Annotated in this window: 16 protein-coding genes; 12 read left to right on the top strand and 4 right to left on the bottom strand. The window is 66.1% G+C overall.

Features of this window, described 5'->3' with window-relative positions; genetic code table 11:
• Nucleotides 1-51 precede the first annotated feature (51 nt).
• The 8 genes from AC1DX5_RS12645 (at nucleotide 52) to AC1DX5_RS12610 (ending at nucleotide 6,838) form a co-directional block, all read left to right on the top strand.
• Nucleotides 52-696 (top strand): dihydrofolate reductase family protein, encoded by a 645-nt coding sequence (locus tag AC1DX5_RS12645; protein ID WP_465172332.1) that lies wholly within the window; start codon nucleotides 52-54, stop codon nucleotides 694-696.
• A 12-nt stretch (nucleotides 697-708) separates the two neighbouring features.
• Nucleotides 709-1,368, top strand: a complete 660-nt coding sequence (locus tag AC1DX5_RS12640) for a glutathione S-transferase family protein (RefSeq protein WP_465172333.1) — start codon at nucleotides 709-711, stop codon at nucleotides 1,366-1,368.
• A gap of 83 nt (nucleotides 1,369-1,451) precedes the next feature.
• Nucleotides 1,452-2,972: a fumarate hydratase gene (locus AC1DX5_RS12635; RefSeq protein ID WP_478015770.1), complete on the top strand. Its 1,521-nt coding sequence runs from the start codon at nucleotides 1,452-1,454 to the stop codon at nucleotides 2,970-2,972.
• 3 nt (nucleotides 2,973-2,975) lie between these two features.
• Complete coding sequence (locus AC1DX5_RS12630) at nucleotides 2,976-3,461, top strand: hypothetical protein (RefSeq protein WP_465172335.1); 486 nt, start codon at nucleotides 2,976-2,978, stop codon at nucleotides 3,459-3,461.
• A 66-nt stretch (nucleotides 3,462-3,527) separates the two neighbouring features.
• On the top strand, nucleotides 3,528-3,953 hold the full coding sequence (locus AC1DX5_RS12625; RefSeq protein WP_478015768.1) for an endonuclease domain-containing protein: 426 nt from the start codon (nucleotides 3,528-3,530) through the stop codon (nucleotides 3,951-3,953).
• Between the two features lie 2 nt (nucleotides 3,954-3,955).
• Nucleotides 3,956-4,876, top strand: a complete 921-nt coding sequence (locus tag AC1DX5_RS12620) for a DMT family transporter (protein ID WP_478015766.1) — start codon at nucleotides 3,956-3,958, stop codon at nucleotides 4,874-4,876.
• Between the two features lie 31 nt (nucleotides 4,877-4,907).
• Complete coding sequence (locus AC1DX5_RS12615) at nucleotides 4,908-6,275, top strand: MFS transporter (RefSeq protein WP_478015764.1); 1,368 nt, start codon at nucleotides 4,908-4,910, stop codon at nucleotides 6,273-6,275.
• 107 nt (nucleotides 6,276-6,382) lie between these two features.
• Nucleotides 6,383-6,838, top strand: a complete 456-nt coding sequence (locus AC1DX5_RS12610; protein WP_465172339.1) for a hypothetical protein — start codon at nucleotides 6,383-6,385, stop codon at nucleotides 6,836-6,838.
• A gap of 30 nt (nucleotides 6,839-6,868) precedes the next feature.
• Here AC1DX5_RS12610 and AC1DX5_RS12605 read toward each other — a convergent pair whose 3' ends face one another.
• Complete coding sequence (locus AC1DX5_RS12605; RefSeq protein ID WP_465172340.1) at nucleotides 6,869-7,312, bottom strand: DUF3617 domain-containing protein; 444 nt, start codon at nucleotides 7,310-7,312, stop codon at nucleotides 6,869-6,871.
• A gap of 83 nt (nucleotides 7,313-7,395) precedes the next feature.
• On the opposite strand from AC1DX5_RS12605, the gene uvrB reads away from it, so the two are divergent.
• The 3 genes from uvrB (at nucleotide 7,396) to AC1DX5_RS12590 (ending at nucleotide 10,297) form a co-directional block, all read left to right on the top strand.
• The gene (gene uvrB, locus AC1DX5_RS12600; protein ID WP_465172341.1) at nucleotides 7,396-9,588 is read left to right on the top strand and encodes an excinuclease ABC subunit UvrB; all 2,193 of its coding nucleotides are present in this window, start codon (nucleotides 7,396-7,398) and stop codon (nucleotides 9,586-9,588) included.
• Nucleotides 9,589-9,666: 78 nt separating this feature from the next.
• Nucleotides 9,667-10,032: a type II toxin-antitoxin system RelE/ParE family toxin gene (locus AC1DX5_RS12595; RefSeq protein WP_465172342.1), complete on the top strand. Its 366-nt coding sequence runs from the start codon at nucleotides 9,667-9,669 to the stop codon at nucleotides 10,030-10,032.
• Complete coding sequence (locus AC1DX5_RS12590; RefSeq protein WP_465172343.1) at nucleotides 10,007-10,297, top strand: addiction module antidote protein; 291 nt, start codon at nucleotides 10,007-10,009, stop codon at nucleotides 10,295-10,297. Before AC1DX5_RS12595 ends, AC1DX5_RS12590 begins: the two co-directional genes overlap by 26 nt.
• Nucleotides 10,298-10,368: 71 nt before the next feature.
• On the opposite strand, the gene AC1DX5_RS12585 is transcribed toward AC1DX5_RS12590, so the two are convergent.
• From AC1DX5_RS12585 to AC1DX5_RS12575, 3 genes are read right to left on the bottom strand one after another with little or no spacing between them, the layout of a single operon-like run.
• Complete coding sequence (locus AC1DX5_RS12585; protein WP_478015762.1) at nucleotides 10,369-10,815, bottom strand: carboxymuconolactone decarboxylase family protein; 447 nt, start codon at nucleotides 10,813-10,815, stop codon at nucleotides 10,369-10,371.
• A complete protein-coding gene (locus AC1DX5_RS12580; RefSeq protein WP_478015760.1) occupies nucleotides 10,812-11,213 on the bottom strand; it encodes a cupin domain-containing protein in 402 nt (133 codons plus the stop codon). Before AC1DX5_RS12580 ends, AC1DX5_RS12585 begins: the two co-directional genes overlap by 4 nt.
• Nucleotides 11,200-12,033: a catalase family peroxidase gene (locus tag AC1DX5_RS12575; RefSeq protein ID WP_478015810.1), complete on the bottom strand. Its 834-nt coding sequence runs from the start codon at nucleotides 12,031-12,033 to the stop codon at nucleotides 11,200-11,202. Before AC1DX5_RS12575 ends, AC1DX5_RS12580 begins: the two co-directional genes overlap by 14 nt.
• Before the next feature lie 9 nt (nucleotides 12,034-12,042).
• Here AC1DX5_RS12575 and AC1DX5_RS12570 point away from each other — a divergent pair, with 9 nt between their 5' ends.
• Entirely contained in the window at nucleotides 12,043-13,203 is a 1,161-nt protein-coding gene (locus tag AC1DX5_RS12570; protein WP_478015758.1) for a helix-turn-helix domain-containing protein, read from the top strand.
• The last annotated feature ends 128 nt before the right edge of the window (nucleotides 13,204-13,331 follow it).

Here is a 13,331-nt window from a genome sequence, read left to right as displayed (position 1 = left end):
GGTTGTGATTCGAAAGCGGTTTGAGCCGACAGCATTTTCAGGGAGAGCGTGATGACCAGGGTTCGCGTAAACGCCTATTCGATTTCGGTGGACGGCTTTGGTGCTGGTATCGAGCAGAGCCTGGCAAATCCCATGGGCGTGGGCGTCGAGGGGCTGCACCAATGGGCCTTTGCCACCAAAACCTTCCGCACGATGTTCGGCCAGGACGGCGGGTCGACCGGTATTGACGAGGGTTTCGCTTCCCGCTCGATGGAGGGCCTCGGCGCCTGGATAATGGGCCGCAACATGTTCGCCCATAGCCGCGGCGACTGGACCGATGATGGCTGGGAGGGCTGGTGGGGCGACACGCCGCCTTATCATTGCCCGGTGTTCGTTCTCACCCATTATGCCCGTCCACCGCTCGAGATGGACGGCGGCACCGTCTTCCATTTCGTCACCGAGGGGGCCGAAGAAGCGCTGCGGCTCGCCCGCGAGGCGGCCGGCGACCGCGATATCCGCATCGGTGGTGGCGCCGAGACGATCCGCGAATATCTGACCCTCGGCGCGATCGACGAAGCGCATCTCGCGATTTCGCCCATGCTCATCGGCAAGGGCGAGGCGCTGTTCGTCGGGCTCGATCTGCCGGCGCTCGGCTATAAGGTCGGCGAGCAGGTCCTGGGCGAGAACGCGACGCACATCGTGCTGACGAAGCAATAAGGAGAAATCGACATGACGCTCGCGCTCTACGCCCATCCGTTGTCGTCCTATTGCCACAAGGCCCTAGTCGCGCTGTACGAGAACGACATTCCCTTCGACTACAAGCTGCTCGACGGCAGCGAGCCCGTGGCGAGCGCGTTCGCTGCCCTGTGGCCGATGAAGCGCTTCCCGCTGCTGATGGACGGTGAGCGGATGGTGGCGGAAGCGACCGTGATCATCGAATATCTAGGGGTGCACTATCCCGGCCCGGTACGGCTGATCCCGGACGATCCCGATGCCGCGATCGAGGTGCGCATGCTCGACCGCTTCTTCGACAATTATGTGATGAACAGCCAGGGCCGCGTCGTGTTCGATTTCATCCGCCCGGAAGGCAATCACGACCCCTATGGCGTCGCCGAGGCGAAGGCTATGCTCGACAATGCCTATGCGTGGCTGGACAGCTGGTTGGAAGGGCGCGAATGGGCCGCGGGCGGCGCGTTCAGCATGGCCGACTGCGCGGCGGCGCCAGCCTTGCTCTATGCCGACTGGACTCATGCGATCCCGGAGCGGTTCGCCAATGTCTGGGCGTACCGGACCCGCCTGCTCGCGCGGCCGTCCTATGCCCGGGCGCTGGACGAGGCGCGTCCCTATCGGCATTATTTCCCGCTGGGGGCGCCGACCGACCGGGATTGAGCGCCTCTGTCGGGCTGCCCCCCTTGGCCGCGCCGGGCTGCGCGCATAAGGCGTCGTGCGACTCACCACCGCACGGACCCGATATGACCACCATCATCCGCGAAGCCGACCTGATCGAGAGCGTGGCCGACGCGCTGCAGTTCATCAGCTATTACCACCCGATGGATTATATCCGCGCCCTGGGCGTGGCGTATGAGGCGGAGCAGAGCCCGGCGGCCAAGGATGCGATCGCGCAGATCCTGACCAACAGCCGCATGTGCGCCGAGGGGCATCGCCCGATCTGCCAGGACACCGGCATCGTCACGGTGTTCGTGAAATGGGGCCAGGATTGCCGGCTCGAATCCGACAGGTCGCTGCAGGAAGTGGTCGATGAGGGCGTGCGCCGCGCCTATCTCCACCCGGAGAACAAGCTGCGCGCCTCGATCCTCGCCGATCCGGCCTTCACCCGCCGCAACACCAGGGACAATACGCCGAGCGTCCTGCACGTCGAGATGGTCCCCGGCAGCAAGGTCTCGGTCGATGTCGCGGCCAAGGGCGGCGGGTCGGAGAACAAGTCGAAGTTCAAGATGATGAACCCGAGCGATTCGATCCTCGACTGGGTGCTCGAGATGATCCCGCAAATGGGCGCGGGCTGGTGCCCGCCGGGCATGCTCGGCATCGGCATCGGCGGGACCGCGGAAAAGGCCATGCTGCTCGCCAAGGAAAGCCTGATGGGGCCGATCGACATGGCGCAGCTCAAGCAGCGCGGGCCGCGTAACGATATCGAGACGCTGCGCATCCAGATCTTCGACGCGGTCAACGCGCTGGGCATCGGTGCGCAGGGGCTGGGCGGGCTTTCGACCATTCTCGACGTGAAGATCTTCGACTGGCCGACTCACGCCGCGTCCAAGCCGGTGGCGATGATCCCGAACTGCGCGGCGACCCGCCACGCGCATTTCACGCTCGATGGGTCGGGTCCGGTCTATCTCGAGGCGCCGAAGCTCGACGAATGGCCCGATGTGAACTGGCAGCCCGATCAGGCAGCGATCCGGGTCGATCTCGACACGCTGACGCCGGAGGTAGTGCAGCGCTGGAAGCATGGAGACCGGCTGCTGCTCAACGGCAAGATGCTCACCGGCCGTGACGCCGCGCACAAGCGCATCAAGGACATGCTCGAGGCCGGCGAGGAGCTGCCGGTCGAGTTCAAGGGCCGGGCGATCTATTATGTCGGCCCGGTCGATCCGGTCGGCGAGGAAGTGGTCGGCCCAGCGGGCCCCACGACGGCGACGCGGATGGACAAGTTCACCCGTATGATGCTCGAACAGGGCCTGCTCGCGATGGTCGGCAAGGCCGAGCGGGGCCCGGCCGCGGTGGAGGCGATCCGCGACCACCAATCCGCCTATCTGATGGCGGTCGGCGGCGCGGCCTATCTCGTCGCGCGGGCGATCAAGGGTTCGAAGATCGTCGGCTTCGAGGACCTCGGCATGGAAGCGATCTACGAATTCGAGGTCAGCGATTTCCCGGTGACGGTGGCGGTCGACAGCGAGGGGCAGAATGTCCACCAGCTCGCGCCGCTGGTCTGGCGAGAGAAGATCGCGCGGGAGAAATTGCTGGCGGGCGTCTGACGCATGGCCCGCATCGTCCTCCAGTCCCCGCTCGCGCCCGACGCGATCGCGACGAAACTGAAGGACGTGCTGGGCGATCGGACCACGAAGCCGGCCAAGGGCGTGACGGGCCAGGGCTCGGAACAGGACATGACGCTGTTCTATTTCCGCCCCAACATCCAGAACAGCTTCCAGACCAGCCTGACCGCGACGATGGAGCCCGCCGGTGGCGGCACCCGGATCGAGGGCAAGATCGGCACCCCGGCCAGCGCGCGGCTGTTCATGGGGTGCTGGTTCGGGTTCCTGACATTGTTCCTGGGGCTGGCCGGTGGCAGCATGATCGCGTCCGGCGCGCCGCTCGGCGAGATGCTGCCGTTCCTGGCGATCCCGCTCGGCATGATGGCGTTCGGGGGATTGCTCTGGCGGCTGGGCACCTGGACCGCGAAGAAGGACGAAGCGGCGATTCTGGCATTCCTCGCAACAACGGTGGCGGCGCGGGTGGTGGATTGACCACGTCACCTTTCCTCCCCATCGCAGATGGGGAGGGGAACCGCGCTCTTGCGCGGTGGAGGGGAAATGCCGGCCAGCCGCAAGATTGTGGAACGTGCGAGGAAATTACGCCGCGTGATGACGGCGCCGGAGGTGCAACTGTGGCAATGGCTGCGTGGCCGGCCCGATGACTTCAAGTTTCGGCGGCAGCACCCGACAGGGCGATATGTTCTCGATTTCTACTGCCCGGCGGCGCGGCTCGTCATCGAGGTGGATGGGGAAGCGCATAATCGAGGAGATCAGCCCGCGCGCGACATCGAGCGCGACGCGTGGTGTGCTGAGCAGGGCTTCCGGGTCCTGCGCATTCCCGCGACCCTGGTGATGAACGATCTGGACAGCGTTACCCGCGGGATAATGGCCGTATGTCACGAACAATTGTCCCGCCTTCCCCTCCACCATTCGCCGGAAGAGGCGAATGGTCCCCCTCCCCATGCTTCGCATGGGGAGGAATAGGGTTGATCACCTCTCCCATCTGGCTGCCGGCGACCGTCGTCGCCGGCGCGCTGCAGGCGTGGCGGACCGCTGTGCAGAAGCGCGTCAGCCACGGCATGTCGGTGAACGCCGCCGGGCTGGTGCGTTATCTCTATGGCCTGCCTTTCGCCCTGATGCTGGTCGCGGGGTACGAGCTGGTTTTTGCGTCGGGTGGCTTCCCGGCGCTGGGTCATCGCTTCCTCCTGTTCTGCGCCGCCGGCGGGCTGGCGCAGATCGTGGCGACCAATTTGCTGCTCCTGGCATTCGGCTATCGCAACTTCGTCGTCGGCACCGCCTATTCGAAGACCGAGGCCGTGCAGGGCGCCATCCTGTCCTTCCTGCTGCTCGGCGAAAGGCTGAGCCCGCTGAGCTGGGCCGGCATCGGCTGCGGCGTCATCGGCGTGATGGTGCTGTCGACCGGCGGCAAGCGCATGGGGCCGGTGGATTTCCTCCGCGCGCTCGGCCAGCCCGCGGCCTTGTGCGGCATCGCCTCGGGCTTCTTCTTCGCGCTGACCGCCATCGCCATTCGCCGCGCGACGCGGGAGGTGGCGACCCCCGATCCGATCCAGGCCGCGCTGATCGTGCTCGCGGTGACGGCCAGCCTGCAGGTGCTGATGCAGGGCAGCTATCTGATGCTGCGCGAACGCGATCAGGTCCGCACCGTGTTCGCCGAATGGCGTGTTGCGGGGCAGGTCGGGCTGCTGTCCTCGCTCGGATCGGCCTGCTGGTTCACCGGCTTCGCCACCGCGCCGGTGGCGCTGGTGCGCATCGTCGGCCAAGTCGAGGTCGCCTTCACCTTCGCCTTTTCGCGCTTCTATCTCGGCGAGCGCATGATGCGCAGCGAAGGGCTTGGCCTGATCCTGGTGGTGACGGGTGTGGTCCTGGCGCTGGCCGGCGCGTTATAGCGTGAACACCATGAGAACCGGGAGCTGATCGATGACGGACGCGGGCCGGAAGGCGGGGAGCACCGGCGCGCTGATCGCCACCGTGCTCGGGTCGAGCGTCGCGATGATCGACGGATCGGTGGTCAATGTCGCGCTGCCGGCCATCGCGCGCGGCCTCGGCGCCGACAGCAGCGGCGTCCAGTGGATCGTCAACGGCTTCATGCTGCCCCTGTCGGCCTTGGTGCTGATCGGCGGGGCGCTGGCCGACGGGGTCGGGCGCAAGCGGACCTTTCTCTGGGGCTTGCTGGCCTTCGCTATCACCACGCTCGGCTGCATGGCCGCGCCGACGCTCGGCTGGCTGATCGCCGCGCGGATCGGACAGGGGATCGGTGCCGCGCTGCTGGTGCCGGCCAGCCTCGCGATCCTCGGCGCCGATTTCCAGGGCGCGGCGCGCGCCCGGGCGATCGGCACCTGGGCCGCGGCCGGCGCGATCGGCGGCGCGATCGGCCCGGTACTCGGCGGCTGGCTGGTAGACCATGTCGGCTGGCGCTCGATCTTCGCGCTGATCCTGCCGATCGCGGCGGCCGCCTTCGTGATGGGGTGGCGCTATGTCCCGGGCGGGCATGACAAGGATGCAACCCCGCCCGACTGGTACGGCGCGGCGCTCGCCACGGTCGGGCTCGGCCTGCTCGTCTGGGGCCTGACGCTGATGACCGCGCATGATCGCGGCACCGGCGCCGCGATGATCGGCGGCGGCACGATCGCGCTGGTCGCGTTCGTCGCACTCGAGGCGCGGCTTGGCGACCGCGCGATGGTGCCGCTCGCTTTGTTCGGCACGCGGACCTTTACCGGCCTGACCCTGCTCACGTTCCTGCTCTATGCCGCATTGTCGGGCTCGCTGTTGCTGCTCCCCTATCTGCTGATCGCGCATGGCTGGAGCGCGGCGGCGGCGGGCACGGCGGTGCTGCCCCTGCCGCTGATCATGGGCCTCGGTTCCCGCAGCATCGGCGCGCTGGCGGCGAAGGTCGGCGCCAGGCCGCTGCTGGCGATCGGGCCGATGGTGACGGGCGCCGGCTTCGCGCTGTTCGCGACGATGCCGGGTGAGGGCATCGACTATGTCCGCCACGTGCTGCCGGGCATGATGCTGGTGGGGATTGGCATGACGACGGCGGTCGCCCCCCTCACCACGACCGTGATGGCCGCGGTCGATCACCGCCACACCGGCGCTGCCTCGGGCGTCAATAACGCGACCGCGCGGATCGGCGGCATGATCGCGGTGGCGCTGATCGGACTGGTGCTGACCGGCGACGGGCGCGGCGTGTCGCTCGGCGCGTTCCACGGCGCGGCGCTCGCGGCGGCGGCGATGGCAGCAGGTGCGGGGCTGTGCGGGTGGCTGCTGGTGCGGGTTAAGCAGGTCTAGCCCCGCGTTCGTTCGAGCGACGCCGAGGAACCGGGAGGAACCCGAAACGGAGGGGCTTGGGCCCGGCGCGCCGCGGTGATATGCAACCGGCACCGGGGGGAAGGACATTGGCCGAGCGGGTCGCGCTGCGCGGATATGACACGACATTGGATCGCGCCGGGCTGTCGCTCGGCGCGGGTGCCCTGATGGGCGGCGCGTTCGCCAGTATCCTGGTCGCGATCGGCGGGCCGCCGTCGCTGCTCGGCGTCGCCGTCGGGTTCGTCATCGGTATGGTGATTACGGTAATGACGGCGGTCGCGGTCGCCGCGCCCTTGTGGCTCGTCGCGCATGCCCTGAACCGGCGCGGCCCGGCCACCGCCGCGCTGATCGGCGGGCTTTGCGGGGTCGCGCTGTTCCTCGGCGGCCAGACCTATGGCTTCGGCCTGTTCGCCCTGCCCGCGACCGACACGTACACCTTGCTGTTCCGCTGGATCGGCGCGATCGCAAGCTGCGTGATCCTCGCGGGCATGTCGGCGGCGATCGGGCTGGTGATGTGGCGCGTCGCCTATCGGCGGACCGGCTGAACGGCCCGAATCAGGCGCCGCCGATCCGGTTCAGCAGGCGCCGATGCGCCGGGCGACCGTATGCGTCCTGGTCGTCATGCGCATCCTGCCCGTCATCACCGACGTGCCGCTGATGTCGAGCGACGTCGCCGTATAGGTCCCGTTCGACGTGACGGTCATGCCGCCGCTGCCGAAAGTGCAGGCCATCACCCCGGTCAGCCGGCCGCCGCTCGCGTTGAAGCTGGTGTACTGGCACTTGCCCTTGCTCGCCTCCATCACGCTGCGCGGCCCGTTCGCTGCCTGTTGCGGCGTGACGCACGCCGTGGCGACCTGCGGCGGCTGGCCGCGCATCCCGGCGGCTACGCCCGGAGGCCCGCCCTCCATCTGGACGTCGAGAATGGTGACCGTCGTCTGCCATTTGCCCGGCTGGATCGGCAGGCTGCCCGAGGCGGCGAGGAGGAGCAGCAAGGGCGCGGCGGCAAGGAACCTGTTCATCGCATTTTACTCCGAAACGGAAGTGACACGCGACCGATCCCGTTCGTTGCGGGTTGGCGTCTTCCTCCCCATATTCGCTGACTATGGCAATCCAGATTCGCACCAGCCTCGAAGAGCCCGAAACGGGCGTCAGCTTCGTTCCGCATCGGCCCGCGCGCCCGCCCAAGGCGGAGGGCGGCAAGAAGTTCAAGCTCGTCTCCGAATATACGCCCTCGGGCGACCAGCCGACGGCGATCGCCGAGCTGGTCGAACAGACCGAAGCGGGCGAGCGCGATCAGGTGCTGCTCGGCGTGACCGGATCGGGCAAGACCTTCACCATGGCCAAGGTGATCGAGGCCGTGCAGCGCCCGGCTTTGGTGCTCGCCCCGAACAAGATCCTCGCGGCGCAGCTCTATGGCGAGTTCAAGAGCTTCTTTCCCGAGAATGCCGTCGAATATTTCGTCAGCTATTATGATTATTACCAGCCCGAGGCCTATGTGCCGCGGTCGGACACGTACATCGAGAAGGAAAGCTCGGTGAACGAATCGATCGACCGGATGCGCCATTCGGCGACGCGCGCATTGCTCGAACGCGACGACGTGATCATCGTCGCCTCGGTCTCCTGCCTCTACGGCATCGGCTCGGTCGAGACCTATTCGGCGATGATCTTCGACCTGAAGAAGGGCCAGACGGTCGACCAGCGCGAGATCGTGCGCAAGCTCGTCTCGCTCCAGTACAAGCGCAACGACGCGGCGTTCCAGCGCGGCAATTTCCGGGTGAAGGGCTCCAACCTGGAGATCTTCCCGTCGCATTATGAAGACACTGCCTGGCGCGTGTCCTTCTTCGGCGACGATATCGAGGAGATCGTCGAGTTCGATCCGCTGACCGGCAAGAAGGTCGCGAGCCTCGATTATGTGCGCGTCTATGCCAACAGCCACTACGTCACGCCCGGCCCGACGCTGAAGCAGGCGATGGAGGCGATCAAGCACGAGCTCGCCGAGCGGCTGAAGGAGCTGATCCCCGAAGGAAAGCTGCTCGAGGCGCAGCGGTTGGAGCAGCGCACCAATTTCGATCTCGAGATGATCGCGGCGACCGGCAGTTGCGCTGGTATCGAGAATTATTCCCGCTTCCTCACCGGGCGTATGCCGGGCGAGCCGCCGCCGACCCTGTTCGAATATCTGCCCGACAATGCCCTGCTGTTCGTCGACGAAAGCCATGTCACGATCGGCCAGATCAACGGCATGTCGCGCGGCGATCACCGGCGGAAACTGACGCTCGCCGAATATGGCTTCCGCCTGCCCTCGGCGATCGACAACCGGCCTTTGCGCTTCAACGAATGGGAGGCGATGCGCCCCCAGACCACTTATGTCTCGGCGACGCCCGGCGGGTGGGAGATGGAGCAGACCGGCGGCGTCTTCGCCGAGCAGGTCATCCGCCCCACCGGGCTGATCGATCCGCCGATCGAGATCAAGCCGGTCGAGGAGCAGGTGCAGGACCTGATCGTCGAGGCAAAGAAGACGGCGGAGGCAGGGTATCGCACCCTGGTCACGACCTTGACCAAGCGCATGGCGGAGGATCTCACCGAGTTCATGCACGAGGCGGGCATCAAGGTCCGCTACATGCATTCCGACGTCGAGACGCTGGAGCGTATCGAACTGATCCGCGACCTCCGGCTCGGCGTCTATGACGTGCTGGTCGGCATCAACCTGCTGCGCGAGGGGCTCGATATCCCCGAATGCGGGCTGGTCGCGATTCTCGACGCCGACAAGGAAGGGTTCCTGCGCTCCGAGACCTCGCTGATCCAGACGATCGGCCGCGCGGCGCGCAACGTCGACGGGCGGGTGATCCTCTATGCCGATCGTATCACGGGCTCGATGGAGCGCGCGATGAACGAGACCAACCGGCGCCGCGAGAAGCAGCTGATCTACAATGAAGAGCACGGCATCACCCCGCAGACGATCCGCCGCAACATCGGCGACATCATCCAGGATGTGGCAAGCCGCGACCAGGTCACGATCGAGATCGACGAGGACCGGCCGCACATGGTCGGCCACAATCTGCGCGCCTATATCGAGGACCTCGAAAAACAGATGCGCGCGGCGGCTGCGGACCTCGAGTTCGAAACGGCCGGCCGCCTGCGCGACGAGATCAGGTCGCTGGAAGCGGAGGAGCTAGGCTTGCCGGCAGACGAGCACCGTGCCCCGGTGATGGGCCGCTCCAACGAGGGCAAGCCGGGCACACGCAAGACGCGCTACGGCAAGAGCCAGAAGATGCGGATGGGTGGGGGAAGGCGTTGATGTTCTCTATTTGTTCGGATATACTGATTTCCCTCCGCTGACGGAAATCCATTCCGCAGAATCGTCCGGGATGATTGCATGTCCGACGAGTTTGATATTTCCTCGTTTGTCCTGTATAAAGGACAAAAGTACGCGATCGAGCAGTCGGAGGATTTCGGCCGGTGGCTTACCAGCCTGCGTGATCGTGTCGGGCGTGCCCGCATCCTCGCACGGCTTCGGCGCCTCGCCGACGGCAATATCGGGGATGTGAAATCGGTCGGTGAAGGTGTTTACGAACTGAGGATGTTCTTTGGCCCAGGGTATCGGGCTTATTTCATGTACGTCGGCGATGTGGTGGTCCTGCTGCTTGCTGGTGGCGAGAAGGACAGTCAGAACCGGGACATCCGGGCAGCGATTCAATTGGCGGAGCGAGCGCGAGATGGCACTCAAGACGACACCGTTTGATCCGGCGGAATACCTCGAGACCGAAGAGGATATCATTGCTTACCTCGACGCGTCGATGGAGGGCGGCGACCCCGGAGCCATTGCCCAGGCTTTGGGAGATGTGGCGCGGTCGAAGGGCATGACCGAATTGTCCCGTAAAACGGGCGTGGGTCGCCAGGCGCTGTACGCCGCCCTTTCGGCAAACGGCAATCCGACGCTGGAGACGTTGACCTCGGTATTGGCCGCGATGGGGTTGCGGTTGAGCGTCGGCAGGGCGGCTGCCTGATCGCGGCCGCGCGTCTCCGCGTAGATCTGCTGCCGTCGGCATATCGAGTTTGGCGGCAGTCGCCGGCGGGATCAGGGGCGGGCGTCAGGGCCGCGTCGGAAGCTGATGGCGATCCGGTTATAGGCGTTGATGAGACCGATCGACAGGGTCAGATCGGCGACTTCCTTTTCGGAGAACTGCGCGCTGACGGTCGCGAACAGCTCGTCGGTGATCCGGGTACCCGCCACCAGCGTCACCGCCTCGGTCCAGGCGAGTGCTGCACGCTCGCGCTCGCTGAAGAGGGGGCCGGCCTCGCGCCAGGCGGAGACCAGCAGCAGCTTCTCGACCGGCACGCCCGCGGCAAGGAGGTCGCGGCTGTGGCTGTCGATACAATAAGCGCAGCCGTTGATCTGCGAGGCCCGCAAATAGACCAGGTCGACGAGTGCCTTGGGCAGTCCGCAGCCACTCACATACATGTAGACGCCGCCAAGCGCTTTCATGCCGTTCGGCGCCAGGTGCTGATAGTCGAGCCGCATCATGGGTGGCCGTCCGTGATCTTGAGCGGTTCGCCGTCGCTGGAAACGAAGGTCACCAGCAGGCGCGCGGGCCGGGTCGCGCTGGCGTTGGCGGTGAGGAGATGATGCGCGCCGGGCTGCTCGGTCCAGCCCTGGCCCACGCGGTAGGTGCGCGCAGGCTCGCCCGCGAGCCGGCTCCGCACGGTGCCCGCGAGCACATAGGCGTAGACGAAGGCGCTTCCATGCCGATGGGGCGCCGCGCGCGCGCCCGGCGGAAAGGTTACGACAGCCGCCGTGAACCGCTTACCTAGGACGCCGGGAAGCGCCTGCGAGACGAGCGGCGCTACGCTTTCCTCGGGCACCGGCCCGGCGACCGGCGCAGCCAGGAGGAGGAAGAGGGCCGCGACGCTATTGGCGTTCATGGAAGGACACCGGATAGGCCGAATTGCGGATCGTGACCATTGGGTCGGCGATGCCGATGCCCGGCGGCAACGCGCCGGGCAGGAACAGCAGGTCCCGGTCGGCAGCCGCCGAGTTGGACGCGGCCTGGTCGATCGTGATGACGCCGAGCTTCACCAGGCGCCGGTTCTCGGGCCATGCCACCGACGGATCATCGATCTTGTCGGTGGCCTCGCCGATTTGCGCGAACCAGGTGAACCGGACCGGGGCCCTGACGACGCGGGCAGTGATGTCATCCATCAGATAGGTCGGGGTGCGTCCCTGCAGCGCTGCGTCACTGAGATAATGCTCGCCCGCCTGGGGCACGAAGCGATATCGCACGGGCCGGCTTTTCCCCGCCGCGTCGGTGAAGAAGAAGGCGTTGACCCCGAAGAACGCAGTGGTTGCGAAGCTCTCCGGCGGCGGCTTCTGGGTGGTGAAGAAGGTTTTTGCCGCGGCGTGCGACCCGAGGAATGTCTCGAACGGCGTCGGCGAGGCCGTGCCTGCGGGGCTGTGGCCGAGCGCCTGCAGAAGCGTGCTGAACTCTGCCGCTGTCTTCACCGGAAAGCCGTTGAAGCTGTGGTTGACGATGTCGAGGTTCGACCCATCCGCAATCAGGAACTTGACCGCGAAACCGCGCGGGTTGGCGCTGCCGCTGGTATCCGGAATATCCGGCAGGCCCGTGAAATCCGAAAATCGGACGATCACCGGTACCGGGTGCGTGAATACCGCGGCGATCGACAAGCTGCTGGCATCGCGGCTGGGCTCGAAATGGCCCCGCAAGATGACGCCCTTGGTGTGGATGGCACGCGCATGATGGTCGCCAAAGGCCCCATGGAAGTCCTCGACCAGCTGGGCCGGGAGGCGTTTGGGAGGAGCCTGTTCCGTCTGCGCGTTCGCCGAGAGGGAGGCGAAGCCCAGCGCCGCGATCGTGGTCGCCATCAAGCGAATAGCCAAGAAACTTCTCCCCGGTCGTTCGATCGATGCTGCGCCGGCGGGCCGCTCAAGTCTGTTCCCAAATTGCTATTTTGGGCCGATACCGATTTCTGCTCCGGCGGAGTTCTGGTGATGCAACTGGAAGATCAAGGCGGAGCCAAATATGGGGCCAGGGATATCCTGGCCTCGTCCGCTGCTCGCGAGTGGCGGGGACTGGCGGTGGATCATCGCCATCATCCGAAAGGCGAGGTGGGGTCCTTCCAGCCGCTGCATCTGGAAATCGCCATCGCGACGGGATGTGATCCGGATTGCGTCGTCAGCCGGACCGGCGATCGCATCCGCCAGCATACGCGGGTGGAGCCAGGGACACTATGGTTCTGCCCGGCAGGCGTGCAGGAAGACGATATCGTCTTGTCCGAATGGCACGATGCGCTTCACATCTACCTGCCTCCGGCTCGCTTCGTCGACCTTTCCGAGGTGCGCGGCGGCGCGGCCTGTCGTCCCGAGGCCGTACCGTATCTCGGCGGCTTCTATGACGAACGCCTCCGCCGCATCGGCGCGGGGTTGCTCCGCGAGCTCCACGCGCCCAGCGCGGCGGGCTCCGTATTGATCGACACGCTATCGACCGAACTGACCGCTTGCGTCGTCGATAGCTATTCCGCCGACGCGCGCAGCCCGGGAAGCGATGAGGGCGGCCACAAGCTTGACGGCAGACGGCTGCGCCGTGTCTTCGACTATATGACCGCCCATCTCGAGGACGATGTCGGACTCGAGGATCTGGCTCAGGCAGCGTGCTTCAGCACTTTTCACTTCATTCGGATGTTCACCAGCACCACCGGCGTGCCGCCACACCGCTATCTGAGCCGCATGCGTCTCGAACGCGCCAAGACATTGTTGTCGCTGCGGACGATGCCGATCGCCGAGATTGCGCTGGCCTGTCGCTTCTCGTCCCAGTCGTCCTTCACCCGCGCCTTCCGCCGCGCCACAGGAACGACACCGCAGATCTATCGTCAGCAATCATGGTGTCCGCCCCGCTGACGCGTGGGCCGACCGGCGTCCCCGGTTAGCTGCCGCCAGGAGCGGGTCGATCACGGTATTTCGCGTCGATTTTCAAAAGCCATTCACCGATCGGCGCCCTCCGCACGGCGAGCCCAGAATCATATACT

This window comes from Sphingomonas sp. P2_B6, assembly GCF_056404755.1.
Note: the sequence above shows the minus strand (reverse complement) of the source record. Positions and strands in the feature narration are given on the sequence as shown.